The 21,018-nt window shown below is 32.7% G+C and carries 21 protein-coding genes and 1 tRNA gene; 19 read left to right on the top strand and 3 right to left on the bottom strand.

Annotated elements, in window-relative coordinates; all coding sequences use genetic code 11:
* Positions 1 to 57 precede the first annotated feature (57 nt).
* The 3 genes from ACQY56_RS03150 to ACQY56_RS03140 all read left to right on the top strand — a co-directional run bounded on the left by ACQY56_RS03150 (position 58) and on the right by ACQY56_RS03140 (position 3,289).
* On the top strand, positions 58 to 2,673 hold the full coding sequence (locus tag ACQY56_RS03150; RefSeq protein ID WP_428738099.1) for an HD domain-containing phosphohydrolase: 2,616 nt from the start codon (positions 58 to 60) through the stop codon (positions 2,671 to 2,673).
* 139 nt (positions 2,674 to 2,812) lie between these two features.
* Positions 2,813 to 3,130 carry a F0F1 ATP synthase subunit C gene (locus ACQY56_RS03145; RefSeq protein WP_428738098.1) on the top strand — a complete coding sequence of 106 codons (318 nt, stop codon included), beginning with the start codon at positions 2,813 to 2,815 and terminating at the stop codon, positions 3,128 to 3,130.
* Positions 3,131 to 3,204: 74 nt separating this feature from the next.
* Positions 3,205 to 3,289: transfer RNA gene (locus ACQY56_RS03140), tRNA-Leu, on the top strand.
* On the opposite strand, the gene ACQY56_RS03135 is transcribed toward ACQY56_RS03140, so the two are convergent.
* Entirely contained in the window at positions 3,290 to 4,891 is a 1,602-nt protein-coding gene (locus tag ACQY56_RS03135; protein WP_428738097.1) for an HDOD domain-containing protein, read from the bottom strand.
* A gap of 149 nt (positions 4,892 to 5,040) precedes the next feature.
* On the opposite strand from ACQY56_RS03135, the gene ACQY56_RS03130 reads away from it, so the two are divergent.
* Positions 5,041 to 7,359, top strand: coding sequence for an ABC transporter substrate-binding protein (locus ACQY56_RS03130; RefSeq protein WP_428738096.1), 2,319 nt, complete (start codon positions 5,041 to 5,043; stop codon positions 7,357 to 7,359).
* An 11-nt stretch (positions 7,360 to 7,370) separates the two neighbouring features.
* On the opposite strand, the gene ACQY56_RS03125 is transcribed toward ACQY56_RS03130, so the two are convergent.
* Positions 7,371 to 7,628 (bottom strand): hypothetical protein, encoded by a 258-nt coding sequence (locus tag ACQY56_RS03125; RefSeq protein ID WP_428738095.1) that lies wholly within the window; start codon positions 7,626 to 7,628, stop codon positions 7,371 to 7,373.
* A gap of 56 nt (positions 7,629 to 7,684) precedes the next feature.
* On the opposite strand from ACQY56_RS03125, the gene ACQY56_RS03120 reads away from it, so the two are divergent.
* Genes ACQY56_RS03120 through ACQY56_RS03105 form a run of 4 tightly spaced genes read left to right on the top strand, consistent with a single transcriptional unit; the run spans position 7,685 to position 10,095 of the window.
* Positions 7,685 to 8,146, top strand: coding sequence for a low molecular weight protein-tyrosine-phosphatase (locus ACQY56_RS03120; RefSeq protein WP_428738094.1), 462 nt, complete (start codon positions 7,685 to 7,687; stop codon positions 8,144 to 8,146).
* Positions 8,143 to 9,066, top strand: a complete 924-nt coding sequence (gene cysK, locus ACQY56_RS03115; RefSeq protein WP_428738093.1) for a cysteine synthase A — start codon at positions 8,143 to 8,145, stop codon at positions 9,064 to 9,066. The genes ACQY56_RS03120 and cysK overlap by 4 nt, the downstream gene beginning before the upstream one ends.
* Entirely contained in the window at positions 9,059 to 9,637 is a 579-nt protein-coding gene (locus tag ACQY56_RS03110; RefSeq protein ID WP_428738092.1) for an aminotransferase class IV family protein, read from the top strand. The genes cysK and ACQY56_RS03110 overlap by 8 nt, the downstream gene beginning before the upstream one ends.
* Positions 9,631 to 10,095: a hypothetical protein gene (locus ACQY56_RS03105; protein ID WP_428738091.1), complete on the top strand. Its 465-nt coding sequence runs from the start codon at positions 9,631 to 9,633 to the stop codon at positions 10,093 to 10,095. Before ACQY56_RS03110 ends, ACQY56_RS03105 begins: the two co-directional genes overlap by 7 nt.
* 108 nt (positions 10,096 to 10,203) lie before the next feature.
* On the opposite strand, the gene ACQY56_RS03100 is transcribed toward ACQY56_RS03105, so the two are convergent.
* On the bottom strand, positions 10,204 to 11,106 hold the full coding sequence (locus ACQY56_RS03100) for a LysR substrate-binding domain-containing protein (protein WP_428738090.1): 903 nt from the start codon (positions 11,104 to 11,106) through the stop codon (positions 10,204 to 10,206).
* A gap of 147 nt (positions 11,107 to 11,253) precedes the next feature.
* Here ACQY56_RS03100 and ACQY56_RS03095 point away from each other — a divergent pair, with 147 nt between their 5' ends.
* Genes ACQY56_RS03095 through waaA form a run of 11 tightly spaced genes read left to right on the top strand, consistent with a single transcriptional unit; the run spans position 11,254 to position 20,900 of the window.
* Positions 11,254 to 13,302 carry an ATP-dependent helicase gene (locus tag ACQY56_RS03095; RefSeq protein WP_428739981.1) on the top strand — a complete coding sequence of 683 codons (2,049 nt, stop codon included), beginning with the start codon at positions 11,254 to 11,256 and terminating at the stop codon, positions 13,300 to 13,302.
* A complete protein-coding gene (gene truB / locus ACQY56_RS03090) occupies positions 13,299 to 14,120 on the top strand; it encodes a tRNA pseudouridine(55) synthase TruB (protein ID WP_428738088.1) in 822 nt (273 codons plus the stop codon). Before ACQY56_RS03095 ends, truB begins: the two co-directional genes overlap by 4 nt.
* A complete protein-coding gene (csrA, locus tag ACQY56_RS03085) occupies positions 14,114 to 14,344 on the top strand; it encodes a carbon storage regulator CsrA (protein WP_428738087.1) in 231 nt (76 codons plus the stop codon). Before truB ends, csrA begins: the two co-directional genes overlap by 7 nt.
* Positions 14,345 to 15,127, top strand: a complete 783-nt coding sequence (locus ACQY56_RS03080) for a 4-(cytidine 5'-diphospho)-2-C-methyl-D-erythritol kinase (RefSeq protein WP_428738086.1) — start codon at positions 14,345 to 14,347, stop codon at positions 15,125 to 15,127.
* Between the two features lie 44 nt (positions 15,128 to 15,171).
* A complete protein-coding gene (locus tag ACQY56_RS03075) occupies positions 15,172 to 16,365 on the top strand; it encodes an MFS transporter (RefSeq protein ID WP_428738085.1) in 1,194 nt (397 codons plus the stop codon).
* Between the two features lie 2 nt (positions 16,366 to 16,367).
* Entirely contained in the window at positions 16,368 to 16,823 is a 456-nt protein-coding gene (gene smpB / locus ACQY56_RS03070) for an SsrA-binding protein SmpB (protein WP_428738084.1), read from the top strand.
* Entirely contained in the window at positions 16,820 to 17,689 is an 870-nt protein-coding gene (locus ACQY56_RS03065) for a M23 family metallopeptidase (RefSeq protein ID WP_428738083.1), read from the top strand. Before smpB ends, ACQY56_RS03065 begins: the two co-directional genes overlap by 4 nt.
* Positions 17,686 to 18,246 carry a tetratricopeptide repeat protein gene (locus ACQY56_RS03060; protein WP_428738082.1) on the top strand — a complete coding sequence of 187 codons (561 nt, stop codon included), beginning with the start codon at positions 17,686 to 17,688 and terminating at the stop codon, positions 18,244 to 18,246. Before ACQY56_RS03065 ends, ACQY56_RS03060 begins: the two co-directional genes overlap by 4 nt.
* On the top strand, positions 18,243 to 18,965 hold the full coding sequence (locus ACQY56_RS03055) for a Nif3-like dinuclear metal center hexameric protein (RefSeq protein WP_428738081.1): 723 nt from the start codon (positions 18,243 to 18,245) through the stop codon (positions 18,963 to 18,965). Before ACQY56_RS03060 ends, ACQY56_RS03055 begins: the two co-directional genes overlap by 4 nt.
* Positions 18,966 to 19,013: 48 nt before the next feature.
* Positions 19,014 to 19,727: a zinc ribbon domain-containing protein gene (locus ACQY56_RS03050; RefSeq protein WP_428738080.1), complete on the top strand. Its 714-nt coding sequence runs from the start codon at positions 19,014 to 19,016 to the stop codon at positions 19,725 to 19,727.
* A gap of 3 nt (positions 19,728 to 19,730) precedes the next feature.
* Positions 19,731 to 20,900, top strand: coding sequence for a lipid IV(A) 3-deoxy-D-manno-octulosonic acid transferase (gene waaA, locus ACQY56_RS03045; RefSeq protein ID WP_428738079.1), 1,170 nt, complete (start codon positions 19,731 to 19,733; stop codon positions 20,898 to 20,900).
* The last annotated feature ends 118 nt before the right edge of the window (positions 20,901 to 21,018 follow it).

The following is a 21,018-nucleotide window of genomic DNA, read 5'->3' as shown; positions in this document are numbered from 1 at the left end:
TCTTTTATCGCTAAATATGTTACAATAAAATAAGTTTTTTTTATTTATGGAGTTGCAATGCAGCAAATTAACTATGAGTACTGTAATGCAGTTTCATTAGAGAAATTCGTAAAGCAAAACATTAAGTTTAATAACCAAAAAAATATTTTAGTTCAGATTTTTAGTTCAAGCATAACATACGAAAAAGTTTTAAGTATAAAAAATGAGTTAAAAGCACTTTTAAAACAAAGTGCTATCATAACTACTAGCTCGGCTGGAATTGTTGATAATGGGCAGATTTTTGATGAAAAAATTGTTTTATCATTTTCCCTTTTTGAACATTCAGTAGTTGGAAGTGTCGGGTATAGCAATGTTGCTATAGAAGATATTTTACAAGATTTAGAGAATAACTATATTTGTGATGATACGAAGCTAGTTATCTCTTTTGCAAACACTTTTAAATTAGATGCTTCTAATTTACTGCAACAACTCGCCCTTAGCAAACCTAATCTAATGATTGTAGGTGGAAATGCAGGTGATGATTTCCAATATCAAAGTAACTATGTAAGTTCAAATGAACAAGATGATGCTGATATAGTTTTTGCAGTTATAGACTCAAAAGTACTTCAAGTAGATACTGGTTATCTATTTAATTTAGAAACAATTGGACAAGAGATGGTAGTTACTAGAGCAGATGGAGGAATTATCTATGAACTCGATCATATACCAACTATCGATATTTTTGGAAGATATTTAGGCAAAATAGTTCGAGATGATTTACTGCAATATGGGAGTCAATTTCCTTTAGTTTTTAAAAGTGGTGATATTGATGTTGCAAGAGCTTTAGTGGCAGTTGATTATGAAAATGGAAGTATCACTTTTGCAGGTAAAATTCCAGAAGGTACAAAAGTAAGATTTGGTTTTGTAGATATAGATACGATTGAAAATAAGAATATTCACTATTTAAAACAAAACAATTCTACAACAAATGAGGTGACTTTTGTATATGCTTGTGCTGCAAGACGACAAGTTTTAGGTGGCTTTATAGATAAGGAAATACATACATTAAGTTCTATAGGACCTACTTCTGGATTTATAACTTATGGGGAGTTTTTTCATAACAATAGTAACTGTCAAAATAATCTTTTAAATATGACTACAACATATGTAACTCTGAATGAAGGTAGTTTTGATGGAAAAGTGATAAATTTTGCTAATGACATAAAACCTTCAAACGATGATATTCGTTTTTCTGCATTAACAACGTTAATCAAAGAAACAAGTAAAGATTTAGATGAAAATATTTTCTACTTACAGCAGTTTAAAAATGCTGTTTCTTCAGCTTCAATTTTTTCTGCTACGGATGCTTCAGGTAAGATCACTTTTGCAAATGAAAATTTTGAAAGAATTTCAGACTATTCAAAAGAAGAACTTATTGGAAAGCCGCATAGTATTGTTAAACATTCTGATACTGAAGCGACTTTGTTTAAAGGGATGTGGAGTACCATTAAAGCTGGAAATATCTGGAAAGGGCTTATCCATAATCAAGGCAAACGTAAAAATGATTATTGGGTTGTTTCAGAGATTGCACCGATCTATTATAAAAACGGAAACTTTCGAGAGTATATCTGTATAGGCAATGATGTAACAGAACTCGAGATAGTAAGAGATTTTTTTGAAAATGAGATGAAATCTTCAAAAGAAAATCTTGAGACAAATTTAAATCATTTTAGACAATATGAAGAAGCGATTAACTTATCAACAGCAGTTTTACGAACAAATACTGATAATGTAATCACCTATGTAAATGATAAATTTATAAAATTAAGTAAGTTTACAAGAGAAGAGTTAATTGGAAAAAATTGTGAAGAGATTCGCCATCAAAAACATAGAGATCAAAATCAGTGTAAAAAAATTATCAAAGATTTAAAGAGTAATAAAACTGTAAAGCATGTGATGACTAATATCGCAAAGGATGGAAGTGAATTTATTACCAATACACTTTTTTATCCTATTCAAGACAAACAAGATGAAGTTGTTGAGTTTTTACAAGTTATGTACGATGTTACAGATATTTATAAACTCAATGAAGAGATTATCAATACTCAAAAAGAAGTAGTAGAAAAAATGGGTGCTATTGGAGAAACAAGAAGCCAAGAAACGGGTGAGCATGTTCAAAGAGTGGCTGAATACTCTTATATGTTAGCCCTATTACATGGTTTGAGTGAAGAGGAGGCTACACTCTTAAAACAAGCAAGTCCAATGCACGACATAGGAAAAGTTGGAATCCCTGATAATATCTTAAATAAACCTGGGAAATTAACTCCGCAAGAGTTTGAGATTATGAAGACACATGCCCAGTTAGGGTATGATATGTTAAAACATTCAAACAGAGATATTTTAAAAGCTTCAGCAATTGTAGCCTATACACATCACGAAAAATGGGATGGTTCTGGATACCCTCGTGCTCTTCAAGGTGAGGATATACCTATTTTTGGGCGTATAACTGCTATAGCAGATGTTTTTGATGCACTAGGGCATGATAGGGTATATAAAAAAGCATGGGAGCTTGATAAAATATTAGAATTTTTTAAAGAGCAGCGAGGAAAACATTTTGATCCAATACTTGTGGATCTATTTTTAGAAAATCTTGATAGTTTTTTAAAGATTGAGCAAAAGATAGATGTTTTATAAGGAAGTATTTAGAACTTCTTGTGTAAAATTGCGCTTATCAATTTCTAGTAGGGAAATCTAGGCATTTATGTTTAGATTGCCTCATCATAAGATGAGGTTACGCTAGCCGAACGGATTGTAATTATTTTAAGGATATATTATGAAAAAAATTCTTTTTCTTTTAGTAGCATTTTCTGCTGCACTTTTAGCTAATGATGGTGGTGAGGTTGCTAACCAAACTCTTAAAGCTTACTCTATGATCGCTGCTGGTCTTGGTCTTGGTTTAGCTGCTCTTGGTGGAGCTATCGGTATGGGTCATACTGCTGCTGCTACAATCGCTGGTACTGCACGTAATCCAGGTTTAGGTGCTAAACTTATGACTACAATGTTCATCGCTCTTGCAATGATCGAAGCGCAAGTTATTTATGCACTTGTTGTTGCATTAATCGCTCTTTACGCTAACCCATACTTAGGGTAACTCTTAGAGTATCTCAAAGTACCTCATAAAGCTTAACTCTTTTTTGAGTTAAGCTTTTTTTTTCTTCAAAAATTGCGCAGGTGGTGGAATGGTAGACACGCTATCTTGAGGGGGTAGTAAGCTACGCTTGTGAGGGTTCAAGTCCCTCTCTGCGCACCATTATTGACTTGCTTCTATAACATTTTCAAGTGCTTTTTGTAAATCTTTTAAAGATAATCCTTTTGAATAGAGTAGTTTTTCTAATCTTTTTGGAATAGTTGGCTCTATTGTCCCATCAAGATGTATGAGATGAAAAACAACATGATTCGCTAAAGCTAAATCATAGATTTCTACAGGTGCGTATTGCGGATTTTCACTAAAACGTAGAGAATCTACTATATCTTTATGTAACTTCCAATGACTACAGATATCGCTACTTACATGTGTTGTTGTAGTATGAAGGATTTTTCCTTCTGCATACGTTATAGAGTATTTATTTGCAAGTGATGAAAACTCTTTTGCTTTATCTATCCTTTGTATCTCTTTTGCTAAAAGGAGTTGACCGATATTACCTAAAACAGCAGTACTCGATAAAATTTCTAAAGAAGATATCGAAACCTTTGAATACCATTTAATCATCAACATTAGTCGTAAAATTGAGACTTTTGAAAAAGTTGTGTAATCCATCTCGTATAAAGAGAGCTCTTTTGTATCAAAACTATCTACTGCTTTTTTTAATGCTATAGCTTGAATATAACGTTTTCCAAAAAGACTTACTGCTAAATCGATATTATTGACATTTTTTAATTGGTATAGAGGATTTTTAGCCTCTTTTAAAACCATACCTGAGATGATAGGATCGTGTTTTACAACTTTTGCTAGGTCATTAATTGAAGATTCTTCATCATTACAAATTTTTTGAATTTTTTTGATTGTATCACTCAGTGGCTCAATAGTTTGGATGAAATTTTCAATCTTTTTATTGTTGATAATAAATCTTCTTGAAGTAAAATGTGATTCGGTTACAGTGATAAGTTCCCTTTGTAAAGCATCAAGTAAAATAGGACGAGTGAGAGTATGAAAAATTCCTGCTAAAGAGAGTTTTATTTTTGTAGTTTTATCTATATTGCTATTTAAAAAAGCTATGAGTGCAGCAGTTGTGGTGTATTTATAAAAAATTTTGGCTGCTTTTATATAATCTTTTTGAAGGTCCAAAATACATATATTTATACGATTTTGCTCTAAAAGTTTCTCAAACTCTTCAAAAGTTTTGACATGAACTACCTCCGTAGTATAACTTTGTAAAGCTTCATAGATTTTTGTTGAGAGAGTAACATTGTCATTAAAATAGTAAATAGTTTGTTGTTGTAACAGATGTATAGGGTCTGTTGTTGTATCTTGGGTAGAAATTTCTTCTAAAAGAGTAGGCATTAAAGGGGCAAAGTTTTCTTTATTGGTTATATTATCTTCCCAAAGCCTATATTGATCTAAAACTTTTTCAAGCCATGTTAACACATTTTCTGAAATTGGTGGATTGATATCGCGTAAAGAGTTTAAAACTGTTTCAACTTTTGTAGAGAGTTGTCCCATCTCATTAAAATTAAAATACTTACTATTTGCTTTTAAATTGTGAAATATACGAAATAGAGTATTAGTAGCAGCTTCGTATTTTTTATGATCTTTTAAATCGTTAAGGGCTTCTTCAAACTCAACTGTGCTTTTAACAAATTGATCAAAAAAAATCTCTAATACCTCATCATTAAATCTATCTGTAGCATTCATCCTGCGACTTTCAAACAATTTTTAATAATGGTTATATTATTGCTGTTTCAAAATAAGATATAGCTTATAAAGGGTAAGAAATAAATATAAATATTTATAATTTCAAAATTTCAGTTTTTTTCTTAGAAAAAATAGATAAACTATCTTTGATGGAACTTTTAAACATAAAAATAAACAAGATATTTTTTATACTTTTTTTGATAATCTCATCATGTTATGCAACAGAAACAAAAAAAGTTTCTTTACAATTGCAGTGGAAGTATCAGTTTCAATTTGCTGGTTATATTATGGCAAAAGAGAAAGGCTTTTACAAGGATGTAGGCTTAGATGTAGATATAAAAGAGTGGAACTATGATATCGATATGGTGGATGAAGTTATCAATGGACATAGTGAATATGCAGTTGCTCGTCCGACTTCTTTAATTGATATTTCAAATGGTAAAAAGATCATCTATCTAGCTACTATCTTTCAATCTAGCCCTTTAATATTATTAACTGACAAAAGCTCTGGAATTACATCAATCAAAGACTTTAAACATAAAAGGGTGATGACAACTGGAGATTTAAACTCTGATACATCTTTACTAAGTATGATGTTTTCCCATAATATTTCATTAGAAGACCTTGATATCCAAAAACCATCTTTTAACCCATCAGACCTTTTAGATGGTAAAACAGATTTGATGGCTGCATATATCTCAAATGAACCTTTTATATTAAAAGAAAAAGGTGGTTCACCAGTTATATTTAGTCCAAAAGATTATGGTTTTAATTTTTATAACGACATGATCATTACAAGTCAAAAACATCTTTTGGAAGCTCCTCAAGAGGTGAAAAATTTCAAAGAAGCAACTTTGAAAGGATGGGAATACGCCTTTTCACATATACAAGAGAGTGTGCACACAATCTATAAAAAATATAATACACAAAAAAAATCAAAAAATGCTTTGAACTTTGAAGCAAATGAGTTAAAGAAATTAGCATATTTTAGAACAGATACCCTTGGTAAGATGGAAAAATATAAATTAGAAAAAGTTTATGATGTATATAAACTTTTAGGATTAATTCAAAAAAAAATAGATTTTGATGAGATTATATATGATCAGTATATAGCAGCCCTACAGTTAAGTCAAAAAGAAAAAGAGTATCTTCAAAAGAAAAAAACAATAACTATGTGTATAGACCCTAACTGGATGCCATTTGAACATTTTGATGAAGATGGAAATTATGAAGGGATGAGTGCTGATTATTTTAACGTATTAACAAAAAATTTAGGGGTTGATTTTAGAGTGATAAAAGCATCTAGTTGGAGTGAATCAGTTGCACTTGCTAAAGAGAGAAAATGTGATATTTTATCTTTAGCGATGCAAACCCCTCAAAGAAAAAAATATTGGAATTTCACTACACCATATTTAAAGATTCCTTTGGTTGTAGCGACTCGTTTAAATGTACCATTTATCAATGACATTAAAGATTTAGAAGGTAAAAAGATAGGGATTGCAAAAGATTATGCATTTGTAGAATTATTAAAAAAACAATATCCAGAACTCAATATTATTGAAGTAGAAAATATTGATGATGGATTGCAGAGAGTTAAAGAGAGGGAGTTATTTGGATATATTGGAACTCTTGCAACTATTGGGTATAGATTTCAAAATAAATATGGGGGTGATTTGAAAATCACAGGAAAGATTGCAGAGAATTGGGAACTAGGAATAGGAGTAAGAAATGATGACCCAATCTTATTAACAATTTTAGAAAAAGGGATCAACCAAATCACGAAAGAACAACATCGAGAGATATTAAATCGATGGATATCTATTAAGTATGAAAAAGGGAAAGACTATTCTGCACTATGGAAAGTTATCGGTGTATTTACTCTCATAGCACTTCTTGGCATTTACATAATGAGAAAACAAGAAAAACTCAAACGAAATTTAAAAGAAACAAATGAAAAACTTGAACGGGCCTATTATGAACTGCAACAAATGGCTATTACAGATAAATTGACACAATTATATAATCGACATGAACTTGATAGAGTACTTGAAAAAGAAAAAAGTAGAGCGGATCGATATGGACAAATCTTTGGAGTTATGATTATAGATATAGACTTTTTTAAAATGATCAATGACACATATGGACACCATACAGGTGATACTATACTTAAAGATTTAGCTACTATATTAAAAGTAAATTCTCGTGAAAGTGATATCATTGGAAGATGGGGTGGAGAGGAGTTTTTAATTATAGTCCCTCAAGTAAATGAAGAATCCATCAGCACATTTGCACATATATTGAGAAAAAAAGTTGAACAACATCTTTTTATAGAAAAGCACAAAGTTACAATAAGTATAGGTATAACAATCTATAGAGTTTCTGAACCTATTGAAGTGACTATTTCACGTGCAGATGAAGCACTCTATATGTCAAAAAATAAAGGAAGAAATTTAGTACATCAACAATAATTTTTGAAAAGTTAGATTTCGTCATTATTCCAAGCTGCAACTGCATCGGCAAGATTTTCAAAACCATCCATTTTTCCAACAATGAACACTTCATCAAAAACATAACAAGTCACACGTGTATTTGGTTCAAGTAAAAAAACGGCATATTCATCTGAAGATTTGATATTGGTTGAAAGTACACGCATCCCATCAACTATGTCACCAACTTCTACGATAGTATCGTATTCAACATCAACTAGTTTTTTCCCATCGCTATAATAAATTGCCATTTTTAGACCTCTTGAACACTTTTTTTGTATAATAATAACAAAAAATAGGCAAAAGTATGAATTCTATAATTTTTGTATGTCTAGGAAACATTTGTCGCTCTCCAATTGCCGAAGGAGTGGCACACAAGATTGCAGCGGAAAAGAATTTGAATATAAGTATTGACTCAGCTGGAACAGGGGATTGGCACATTGGTGAAGCACCTTGCATCAACTCTATTAAAGTTGCTAAACAAAATGGAATAGATATCGCTAGTTATAAAGCAAGAAAAGTAACAAAGCAAGATTTTGAACAATTTGATCTTATCGTTGCTTTAGATAGTAGCAATTACAGTGACCTGCAAAGAATGGGGGCTAAAAACCTTGTAAAACTTGGGGAGTTTGGGTACGATGGCGCTGATGTGCCAGACCCATACTTTTTTAATGGTTTTGATGGATTTAATGAAGTGTATAAGATGGTTGAGAGTTGTGTGAACAACATCTTTGAGATGAAACTAAAAAATGAGGGTAAAAAAAGATGAAAATAGCAAAAAATATTACAGAATTGGTTGGAAATACGCCACTAGTGAAAATAAACACAGCGTCAGAATTAAGTGGTGCAACAATAGTGGGTAAATGTGAGTTTATGAATCCAACAAGTTCTGTAAAAGATAGAATCGGAATGAATATGATCCGTCGGGGGATTGAGGGTGGTGTGATTCAAGAAGATACGACTATCATCGAACCAACAAGTGGAAATACAGGGATTGCACTTGCAGCAAACTGTGCAGCATTAGGACTTAAACTTATTCTTACTATGCCGGATTCTATGAGTATGGAGCGTCGAAATCTTTTAAAAGCGTTAGGAGCTGAACTTGTTTTAACTCCAGCAGCTAAAGGGATGAAAGGTTCAATTGCTAAGGCAGAAGAGTTAAAAGCACTAACACATAACTCCATCATCTTACAACAATTTCAAAATCCAACAAACCCTGAGATTCATACACTTACAACTGCGCGTGAAATACTTGCAGATACTGAGGGAAAGCTTGATGCTTTTGTAGCTGGAGTTGGAACTGGTGGGACTATTACTGGGACTTCAAGGGTATTAAAAGAGGAGGTGCAAAATATTGCTATTTTTGCAGTAGAACCAGAAGCAAGTGCTATCCTCTCTGGTGAGCAACCATCTCCGCATAAAATTCAAGGGATTGGTGCTGGTTTTGTACCAGATATTTTAGATACTTCTGTGTATGGTGAAGTTGTCAAAGTGAGTAATGAGGATGCTTTTGAAACGGCTAGAATGCTTGCAAAAAAAGAGGGACTTTTAGTTGGAATCTCAAGTGGTGCGAATGTGTATGCAGCTATGCAAGTAGGCAAACGCCCAGAATTTCAAGGCAAAACGATTGTAACTATTCTTTGTGATACAGGAGAGCGATATCTCTCAACAGAGCTTTTTAGTGAATAGTAGATTTTTAGAGACTATAAAAATAGTTGATCGAGAGGTTTATAATTTAAAATACCATCAACAACGTCTTGATAGAACCATTGGTGAAGGTATTGTAACTTTAAAAGAGATTATAAAACCACAGGATTCTGGAGTGCTGAGATGTCGAATTGTCTATGATAAAGACTCTTATAGTGTTGAATATCTTCCCTATAAAAAACGTGAAATTCAAACTTTAAAGCTTGTATTTGACGATACTGTAGAGTATGCTCAAAAATTTGAAAACCGTGAAAAATTAAATACCATTTTGGAAAAAAAAGAAGGGTGTGATGATGTTTTGATAGTGAAAGATGGACTTATCACAGATACAACAATTGCCAATGTCGCTTTTTTTGATGGGGATATTTGGCTAACTCCAAAACAACCTCTTTTAGAGGGGACTATGCGTGCAAAGCTATTAGAAGAAAAAAAAATTTATGCTACATATATTTCATATAAAGATATTTATAAATTTAAAAAAGTAGCATTGATGAATGCTATGATAGATTTTGATATAATTACACAAGATAACATTGAGGATATAATTTGTTAGATAATTTGGTTGAAGATAGAGATTTTGCACTTTTAATGAAAAAAAATGTTCAAGAGTTGATAGGATTTTTTTTCCGTAAAGAGCAAAACTTTGGTATATTATGCAGAATAGAGGATGTGATCTTTCATCCTGAAATTCCACAAGATATTAGCCAAGAGTTTCGACCCTTAACACTTTTTTTTCTTGCTGGGTATACTTTTGAGAGTGCTCGAGTAGATGATGATTATCTCATCTTTGAAGCAGGTTTTGGAAGTGAAAACTTTGGAAGTTTGGTAAGTGTACCATTACTCAGTATCTTGCAAGTTATTATCGATGAAACACCTATATTTATCAATCTGGCAAACCCAAAAGAGATAGCACCTACAACTACTAAACAAGAAGAGATTGATGAAAAAGGGGTTGAGACTTCAATGGCTTCTTTTTTAGCGAATCCAGAAAATTCCAAGTTTATAAAATAAACTTGAGAATTTTCTAGTAGTGGAAACTTCTACGACGAGCAAACTTTTGTAAAAAAGTTTAGCTGGAGCAGATACGAGTTTCCTCTACGAAGAAGTTAAACGTTTAAACTATACTCTATGAAGTGCTAAAAGATAGTTTACAACATTATCAACAAAGGCATCATGTTTTCTATCTTTTGAGTATGCTATATAAAGTTCTCTAGTAATTTTATGATTTTTTAAACGTCCCTCATAAAGTGTACCATTTTCAAATTCATGTTTGAGTACATGTTTTGACATAATAGAAACAATTGGTCTCTCAGAGTTTTTATCAGAGTTCATAATTGTTTCTTTAATAGCTGTAGGACTTTGTAAAACTGCGAGTACATTGAAGTTATTACATTGAACACCCATCTCTTCAAAAACTTCACTTGTTAGTTTTCTTGTGTGTGAATCTTCATTTCTACAAATCCAGTCAAACTCTAGTAGATCATCAGCACTTAAGTGTTTTTTGATTGGTTGGTTAGAAAAAACTACAAGTTCATCTTCAACCCATTCTCTATAGATAATGCCATCTTTAAATACAGGAGATTCAATGAGTGCTACATCGATTTTTTTATCTTCTAGTTGTTCGATGATATTGCATGAAAGATCAACATTCATAAATACTTCATTATCGATTCTTTTTTTGATTTCACCTAGATAATTTGGAAGGATATAGTTACCAATGGCAAAAGATGCACCCATAACAAAAGTAAACTCTTTATTGATGATTTTTAAAAGCTCTTTTTCAGAGTTTTGGATTGCTTTTTCTAATCTTTGTGCAATTCTAAAAAGATCTTCACCCTCTTTTGTAAGGATGATACCATTCTTTTTTCTATCAACGATTTTTGTATCTAAATAATCTTCTATAAATTTGATTTGTTGTGTAACGGCAGGTTGAGAGATACCTAGTTTAGCCGATGCTTTGGAAAAACTCTTTTCTTTGATAACCATCAAAAAAGTTTGTAATTTCGCAAAATCTCTTAACATAATAATTCCTATAAGTTATAATAATACTAAAATTATAACTGATTATTATAATGATTGCAATAGTTTTGTAATAATTTTAGCTTTTTTTGTTATAATATTTTTAATTTATAGTTATATACTATAGGTAAGAACTCTAAAGTAGAAGAAATGGAAAAGATATTTGCAAGACTAAACGAGTCACAAACTGCTGCTGTTAAACAAACAGAAGGTCCTGTTTTAATCCTTGCAGGGGCTGGAAGTGGGAAAACTACAACTATTGTTTCACGTTTAGCATACTTAATAGAAGCTATAGGTATCCCTGCTTCAAATACATTAACACTTACCTTTACAAATAAAGCAGCACGTGAGATGAAAGAGCGCTCAATGGCTATGATTGAAAATGCTGCATACCCACCACTTCTTTGTACTTTTCATAAATTTGGATTACTTTTTTTAAAATTTAATATTCATCTTCTAGGTCGTCAAAATAACTTTGTAGTTATCGATACAGATGATAAGAAAAAAATCATTAAAAATATCAACTCTGAGATTCCAACACCTCTCATTGCTTCTGAAATATCACGATATAAAAACTCTTTAATGACGCCAGATGATGCTTATAAACAAGCAGAACTTTTTAATTATAAGCAGATAGCAGAGGTATATGGAGAGTATGAAAAGCACCTTTTAGAAAATAATCTAGTTGATTTTGATGATCTTCTTGCACTCACGTATAAACTTTTAGACCTCAATGAAGAGTTAGCAGAAAAAACAAGCCAAAAATATCAATATATTATGATTGATGAGTATCAAGATACAAATGAACTCCAACTTAAACTTTTACAAAAACTTTGCGCAACGCATAACAATATTTGTGTAGTTGGAGATGACGATCAGTCCATTTATGGTTGGCGTGGTGCACACATAAGAAATATTATGGAGTTTGATGAAGATTTCTCAGATGTTACAGTTTTCAAACTTCAAGAGAATTACCGTTCACGCACACCAATTTTAAAAGTTGCAAATGCTCTCATTGAACACAATCGTTCTCGTCTTGGAAAAGAGCTGATAGCTACACGCGGAGATGGTGATGAGATTACAACACTTAATTCTCAAGATGAGAGTGAAGAGGCTAGAAAAGTAGCATCTCAAATTCAAAAATTGTTAGATAGTGGTGTTAAAGCAAGTGAAATTGCAATTCTTTATCGTGTAAATGTACTTTCTCGTTCTATAGAGGATGGATTAAACCGTGCACACATTGCATATAAAGTTGTAGGGGGAGTTCGTTTTTACGATAGAGCTGAGATTAAAGATTTGATCTCATACATTCGTGTTATCACAAATCATCATGATGATTTCTCTTTCAAACGAATTGTAAATAAACCAAAACGGGGACTTGGCAAAGCAAGTGTAGATAAGATTGAGTTAGCTGCACATGAAAAAGGCACTTCAATCTATGAATACCTTTCAACCGTGGACGATACACAACTAGTTGATCTTGTAAAAAAGAAAAATGCAGTAACACTTAAAGAGTTTATATCTAATCTTGAGAGTGTTGCAAAAGTTGCACAAGAATCTACCTATGAGTTTATAGATGTTTTAGAAGAAACATTTCATCTCAAAGATATTTATAGTGCCATGCCAGATGCTGATGATCGTATACGAAATATGGATGAGTTTTATGCACTTTTCCGTGATTTTATAAAAAATAATCCCCAGACTTCGTTAGATGAATTTTTAAATGAGCTTACATTACAAAGTGACCAAGATGAGGTAGAGGGAGAATCTATTTATATGATGAGTATTCATGCTTCAAAAGGTTTAGAGTTTGAACACGTTTTTGTCATAGGTATGGAAGAGGGCTTTTTGCCATTGGTTGGTGATGGAAGTGACCTTGAAGAAGAGCGTCGTTTAGGATATGTTGCCTTTACAAGAGCAAAAGAAACATTAACACTTTCTCATGCAGGAAGTAGGTTTTATAAAGGTCGCAGAAGTGATCTTGAAAAAAGTAGATTTTTTAATGAGGCTGGACTTTGTGATGGCTCATTAAAGGTGGAAAAAAATACTGCATATAAAAAAGGCGATCTTGTTCGTCATAAGATTTTTGGAACTGGTCGTGTCCTAGGCGTAAGTAAAGCTGGACGTGAATTTAAACTCAATATTAATTTTGCAGGAAATAAAAGAGAGATTCTTGCATCATTTGTTGAGAAATTATGAATCGACTTTTTGTAGTATATAAACCAGCAGGAATTGGCTCAAATCTTTTCTTATCAAAACTCAAACGTAAATATGGTGTAAAAAAAGCAGGGTTTTCAGGCACACTCGATCCTTTTGCAAAAGGGGTACTTGTTATTGGTTTTGGATCGCATACAAAACTTTTTCGTTTTTTAAACAAAACTCCAAAAATTTATCGTGCGACACTTTGGTTAGGTGCTAAAAGTGATTCACTCGATACAGAGATGATAGAAGAAGTAAACACAGTAGAGCCTTTTAAGGAAGATGAGATTTTAAAAGCAGTAGAATCTCTACAAGGTGAGCTTGAGTATGAACCACCTATTTTTAGTGCAAAAAAGATAGAAGGACAACGTGCTTATGATCTTGCTCGTGCAGGAAAAGAGGTCGTTTTAAATAAAATTCACTCTACTATTTATGAGATGAAATTGCTTCACTATTGCCACCCTTTTGTAACATTTGAAGCAACTGTGAGTGAGGGGACATACATCCGATCACTCGGACTTTTAATAGCAAAAAAGTTAGGACTGGAAGCTGGAAGTTTAAGTGCACTAGAGAGACTATGTGAAGGACAGTTTATCTATGAAGATGAAAAGGCTTTAGATATCAAATCTTCACTCTTCTTAGAGCAAAATTATTACTTAGGTAATCAAGAAAATATCAACTTTGGAAGAGTTCTTGCTTTAGAGGATTTTAAAGTGCAAAATGAAGGGACGTATTTTGTCGATAACGGCGACAATATATCAATAATTACGATCATCGACAATTCGGTGAGATATGAGTTAGGAAAGATAGAATGTTAGTATTAGCAAGAAAAGTAGATGAAGCGATAGTAATTGGTGACAATATTGTTGTAAAAGTTATAGCTGTTGAAAATGGAGTTGTAAAACTTGGAATTGATGCTCCAAAAGAGGTCTCTATTTTAAGAGATGAACTTGCACGTGAAGTAGCTCTTAGCAATAAAGCTGCACTTCACAAAAGTGATGAGAATGAATTAAAATCATTAGGCGAACTGCTTGGAAAATAGATGAAAAAATATAAAGCATACGCTAAAGTTAATATATTTTTAAAAATTACAGGTAAACGTGATAATTATCACGAAATAATCTCCCGTTTTGTAAAAGTAAACTCTTTATATGATGAACTCTATTTTGTATCAAAAGCTGAAACTGATGCAAAGATGAATGAGTTTAAAATCATTGGAGATTTTGACTGTACAGTAACACAAAATACAATCTATAAAGCATATGTAGCCTTAAAAGAGTACACAAAATCAGCTTCCCTAGAAAAGCTGATGCAAACCCATGCAATTGCTGTTGATAAAAATATTCCTGCGTATGCTGGACTTGGTGGTGGCAGTAGTGATGCAGCAACTTTTATGAAGATGTGTAACTCTGTTTTAGATTTGGGTCTAAGTTTAAATCAATTAGCTACAATTGGTCTAAAAGTTGGAGCTGATGTACCATTTTTTATTTTTGGATTTGAGAGTGCTAATGTAGCTGGTATTGGTGAAGTTGTTGAGCCATTTGATGAAGAAGTTTTGGAGTTTGAGGTCTTCACTCCAGATGTAAAAATATCAACACCAAAAGTTTATACTGCATATAGAGAAAACTTTTATAACCCTATAGATGTTTTTGAAGCACAAAAATTAAAAAATATGAGTTCAAAAAAAGTCTTAGAAACGTACTTGGCTGTAGAGGCAAATGATCTCTTTTCACCCGCTTTACAAGAGTACCCAGAGTTGAAAAATCACTATAAACAAGGTTACTTTTTTAGTGGAAGTGGTAGTAGCTTTTTCCACATAAAATAGAGCATCTTTACTTTCTATTTAGATAAATCGCTATATTATTCCACATGATTAAAAATATATTTACCTCAAAAGTAGCACTACTATACCTTTTGTCTATTTTCATGATAGTTTCATTCTCAACATGGATGAGTTTGTTAAATAACTTTGTGATTGAAGTGGCATCTTTTGATGGTAAACAAATTGGTATTTTACAAAGTCTTCGAGAGATTCCAGGATTTTTGGCTTTTAGTGTTGTTTTGGTGATTCTTATCATTTCACAACAACGTCTTGCCTATATCTCAATGATACTTTTAGGAGTTGGAACAGCTTTAACTGGTGTATATCCAAGTGCATTGGGACTTTATACAACTACAGTGATTATGTCGATAGGGTTTCACTATTTAGAGACACTTAACCAATCATTATCACTCCAATGGCTCGATAAAAAAGATGCACCTGTAGTTCTAGGTAAGATTACAGCTGCTAAATCTTTAAGTGGATTAGTGGTATTTGGGCTTATTTATGTGATGATGCAGTTTTATAGTGTAGAGTATAAAACAGTGTATATCATCTTTGGTGGTGTTACTACTCTTGTGGGCGTTATTGCATGGATTGGCTTTGAGCATTTTAAAGATGATGTGGTGCAAGAAAAATCGCTTAAACTCAAAAAAGAGTATTGGCTTTTTTATCTGTTAACATTTTTAGCGGGAGCAAGACGACAAATATTTGTAGTTTTTGCAGGTTTCTTACTTGTTGAAAAATTTGGTGTAGATATCCATAATATGGTGGCATTATTACTGATAAACTCTGCTTTAAATATTTATCTAGCTCCAAAGATTGGAAAATTTATAGCTTCTTATGGAGAGAGAGCTAGTTTACGACTAGAATATATAGGTTTGATACTTGTGTTTGTATCTTATGCGTATGTTGAAAATGTTTATATCGCTTTTGCGCTGTATGTAGTAGATCATCTACTGTTTTCTATGGCAATAGCACTCAAAACATATTTTCAAAAGATAGCTGATCCAAAAGATATAGCAAGTGCAAGTGCTGTAAGCTTTACTATAAACCATGTTGCGGCTGTGTTTTTACCAGTGGTTTTAGGACTGGTTTGGCTCTACTCTTATAAATTGGTATTTATTATTGGTGCGATGATTGCTTTAAGTTCGTTTTTGTTAGGATTGTTAATACCAAAAGCACCTTCAAGAGGGTATGAAACTCTATTAAAAGAGAAAAAAAGTTTAAAAGGAAATCTATAATTATGGGTGAAACCATAGCGAAAAATAAAAAAGCGTATCATGACTATTTTATAGAAGAGAAGTATGAAGCAGGGCTTGTACTCTCCGGAAGTGAAGTAAAAGGGATTCGTGCCGGTCGTGTAAATTTAAAAGACAGTTTTATCCGTTTTGTAAAAGATGAAGCATTTTTATTTAACGCCCATATTGGCAGACTTGAAACTACTCACTACTTTTATGGGCATGAAGAGCGTGGTACGCGAAAACTTCTTCTGCACAAAAAAGAGTTAGCAAAGATCCAAAAAGCAGTTGATCGAGATGGTTATACAGTTGTACCTTTACAACTTTATTTTAATGCTAAAAATATTGCTAAGATTCAAATAGCAACAGCAAAAGGGAAGCAACTTCACGATAAACGTCACGACTTAAAAGAAAAAGATCAAAAAAGAGATATCGCTCGTGCTATGAAGGATTATAAGTGAGACTTTTATTTGTCCTAGTTTTTTTAGTTTTCAATCTTTTCGCATTGCAAATAAAAAGTTTTGATGATGAGGTTGTCAATGGAAAAACAGCACTTATAACATTTCAAAAGCAACAAGGTGTAAAACTTCAAGATATTTCAGTAGATAAAAAAAAGTTTCCAATCATTACTTCCCCAATAGATCAAAATAGATGCTTTGCACTTGTACCCATAGGGTATTATGAAAAAGTGGCTTCAAAAGAGGTATATGTAAATTATAGTGAAAATAAAAAACAACAATCAACGCTACTTTTTTTAAATGTTGAAAAAGGGATGTATGCACATGAAAAGTTAAGTGTAGATAGCTCAAAAGTAAATCCAAAGTCAAAAGAGGTACAAAAAAGGATAGAAAAAGAGTATAACCAAGCGATGAATGTTTATGGCACTGTAACTCCAAAACTTTATATCTCAGAGCCTTTTGATCTGCCACTTGATAGCAATATAACTTCAGACTTTGGAAAAGCAAGACTTTATAATGGTTCACTCAAAGGGTACCATAGTGGGACAGATTTTCGAGCAAAAGTAGGTACCCCTATAAAAGCAAGTAATGATGGGAAAGTAGTTCTTGTAGCGGATCGTTTTTACTCTGGTGGTACAGTAGTTTTAGATCATGGATATGGGATATACACTTGCTATTTTCATATGAGCAAGTTTGATATTAAAGAGGGTGATATGGTAAAAAAAGGTGCGCTGCTGGGGCTTAGTGGACAAAGTGGCAGAGTTACTGGTCCACATCTACATTTTGCAGTTCGAGTTGGTGGTGTTCAAGTTGATCCCCTGCAACTAATTTCACTGCTCAATACTAAAATCTTAAAGGAGAACAAGTGAGTATATTTCAACTATTGATGCTTGGTGCATCTGCATTTTTTGCATATAAAATTTATGAACATATTCAAACACTTCAGGACCCACATCAAAGTACTTCTGATGAATCAAATAATATCGATCATCTTATAGATCAAGGTGATGAACAGATGCAACAAGGGGATTTTCAAAAAGCACTAGCTATTTACAGTGAAGCAAACTATAAAACTCCAAATAACGCAGAAATAATTTTTAAAATGGGTTTTGCTTTAGTTGAACAAGAGCGTTATGATGAAGCGATTGAAGCGTTTTACAGCGCATTACGTCTTGATGATAACAATCCAGCTATCCATCAAGCACTTGCATCTGCTTATAGAAAATCGGGAGATTTAGACAAAGCTAAAGAAAATCTTGAGGCAGCACTTTTGATCAATGATACAAATCCAATCACTTACTACAATTATGGAAACTTATTAGTTGATATGCAGAGTCTTGATGATGCAAAAGAGATGTATACAAAAGCACTAGAGCTTAATCCTGAGTTTACAGAAGCTAAAGAAGAACTGGGGAAACTCTTATGAAAGTACTAGAGATATACGACTTTTTAAATGAACTCTCACCGTTTGATCTTCAAGAGTCTTGGGATAATTCTGGACTTTTAGTTGGGGACTTTAAACACGATATTTCAACTGTAGTACTGAGCATTGATGTAGATGAGACATTGATCGATTCACTTGAATCCAATGCACTCTTAATTACACACCATCCGCTTATCTTTGGAGGACTCAAACAGTTAGAGTTTAGTAAGTATCCAGCAAATCTCATCCAAAAGATGATACAAAAAAATATATCAAATATCGCAATGCATACAAATTTTGATCAAACACACCTAAACGAGTATGTAGCACAAGAAGTTTTAGGATATGAGATAAAAGAGAAAGACGGTTTTATAGCGTATTTGGAAGTAAATGAAGATTTCGATAGTTTTGCTAAAAAAGTATCCACTGCTTTTGGACTTAAGTTTGCAAAATGTGTAAAATGTTCAGATGAGGTTAAAGTAGCAGCACTGACAACCGGTTCGGGATGTTCTTTAATGCGAAGTTTAAAAGCAGATTGTTTTTTAACTGGAGATGTAAAATATCACGATGCAATGGAAGCAAAAAGTATAAATCTTTCCCTAATTGATATAGGGCATTTTGAAAGTGAACGCTTTTTTGCAGAAATTTTAGCGAAACATTTGAAAAATTTAGGTTTAAAAGTTATAATTGCGTCATCAGAAAATCCATTTACATATATCTAAGTATATTTTGAACAAAAATGGTACAAGTAAAACTCCCAAAGGAACCCAATGAATAAGCACCTTAAACAACTTATCGACCTTGCACAAGTAGACAAAGAGATCGATGCGTTTGAGCCTCAGATAGAAGAAGCTAACTATAAATATGAAGCTGCACTTGCTAAAACTAGTAGCATTGAGTCTGATATTGAGAATTTAAGTAACGAGATAAAAGACGAAGAACTTAAAAAGTCAAAAAATGAACTTCACCTTGCTGAACTCTCTGCAAAACTTGAAGAGAATGCAAAAAAATCTGCTGAAGTAAAAACAGAACGTGAGATGAAGTCACTGCAACTTGAAGAAGAAATCGCAAAAGAGCAGATCACTTTCGCAAACGAAGAGATTGAGCGTTTAGAAAAAATTATTGAAAATAAAAAAGAGCAGATTGAAGCTTCAAAGACAAACTTAGCAGAAGTAAATGCTTCATTAGAAAGTGTAAAAGCTGAGGTTGATGAAAAACTTCAAAAAATTGATGCTGATCGTCAAGAAGTATTTAAAACAAAAGAGGTACTTCTTTCAGAGATCAACCAAAAAGGTTTGGCTTTTTACCAAAAAATTCGTCGTTGGGCAAAAAATACAACTGTTGTTCCTGTTGAAGAACAAGCTTGTATGGGTTGTCACATGGTGATTGGTGATAAAGTTTACTCAGACGTAATTAAAGGTGAAGAAATTACAACTTGTCCACACTGTGGCCGTATCCTTTACGTGAAAGCTAGCGAAGAGTAAGTTTTGTTCTTTGCTCTTTTGTACTACATCTTAGGTGTAGTACTCTATATAGTAGCATTACCACTCCTTTTTGTTTTAGCTTTTAAGTACAAGTACAAAGAATCTATTCCAGCTCGTTTTTTCCTTTTTAAAAATCCCCGTTTTCACTCCATAAACAAAATTTGGTTTCATGTATGTTCACTTGGAGAAGCAAGAGCATTAAAACCGATTTTAAAAGAGTTAGATGAAGAGGTTGTGATCACAACGATCACACATACTGGGCAAGAGGAAGCTAAAAAATACGATGCAGAAGTACGTTATTTGCCGTATGAGATATTTTTGCCGTTTTGGATGAAAAAACAAAAACTGCTTGTGGTATTAGAGGCTGAGTTTTGGTATTTGCTATTTGTTATAGCATTTAATAAGGGTGCAAAAATTATTTTACTCAATGCTCGTATATCTGATAAGAGTGTAAAAAGCTACTTACAATTTGCGTGGTTTTATAAAAAGATGCTCTCACGCGTAGAGATCATCTATGCACAAAGCGAAATTGATAAAAACAGATTTTTAGCATTAGGGGCTAAAAACATAGAAGTAATTGGCAATATAAAACTAGCAGGTGAGATTGTAAAAACAAAAGAGTATGCAAAGCCAGAATGTGAAGTGATAGTAGCTGGAAGTACTCATTTAACAGAAGAGCAAAGTGTACTTGAAGCTTTTGTAGAGTATAAACACATAAATGATGCAAAACTCATAATAGTTCCACGTCATCCAGAGCGTTTTGAGAGTGTGTATACGTTGATGCAAGAGTTTGCAAAAAAACATAACTTGACGTTGGAAAGATTTTCCCAAACACAAGAAATAGGAAGTGATCTTGTTTTAGTTGATGCTATGGGTGAGTTAAATAACATCTATGCGATCAGCGATATAGCAATACTCGGCGGTGCTTTTAAAGCAGATGTTGGTGGACACAATCCACTTGAACCTGCATCTTTTGGGTGTAAGATAATTACTGGAAAACATTTTTTCCATCAAAAAGAGTTATTTAAATATGTACACCATGTGCAATATGTAGAAAGTTATGAGATTTTACAAGCGCTCGAAAATGCAAAAGAGCTTCCACCGTCAATGGTTGAAGAAAAAATAGATTTAGAAAAAGTTATAGACTTCATGCAAAACTATACAAAGATATGAGAAGTATAAAAAGAGGTAAGATTGTGTAAAACAAATTTTTCAGCCTAACCGTAGTTAAGGTGAAAATATTTTTTTATGCAAGATTGCCTCTTTTTATGCTTCCCGTAGGGCAAAAAGA

It is taken from the genome of Sulfurimonas sp., from assembly GCF_050296975.1.
Classification (GTDB): domain Bacteria; phylum Campylobacterota; class Campylobacteria; order Campylobacterales; family Sulfurimonadaceae; genus Sulfurimonas.
Note: the sequence above shows the minus strand (reverse complement) of the source record. Positions and strands in the feature narration are given on the sequence as shown.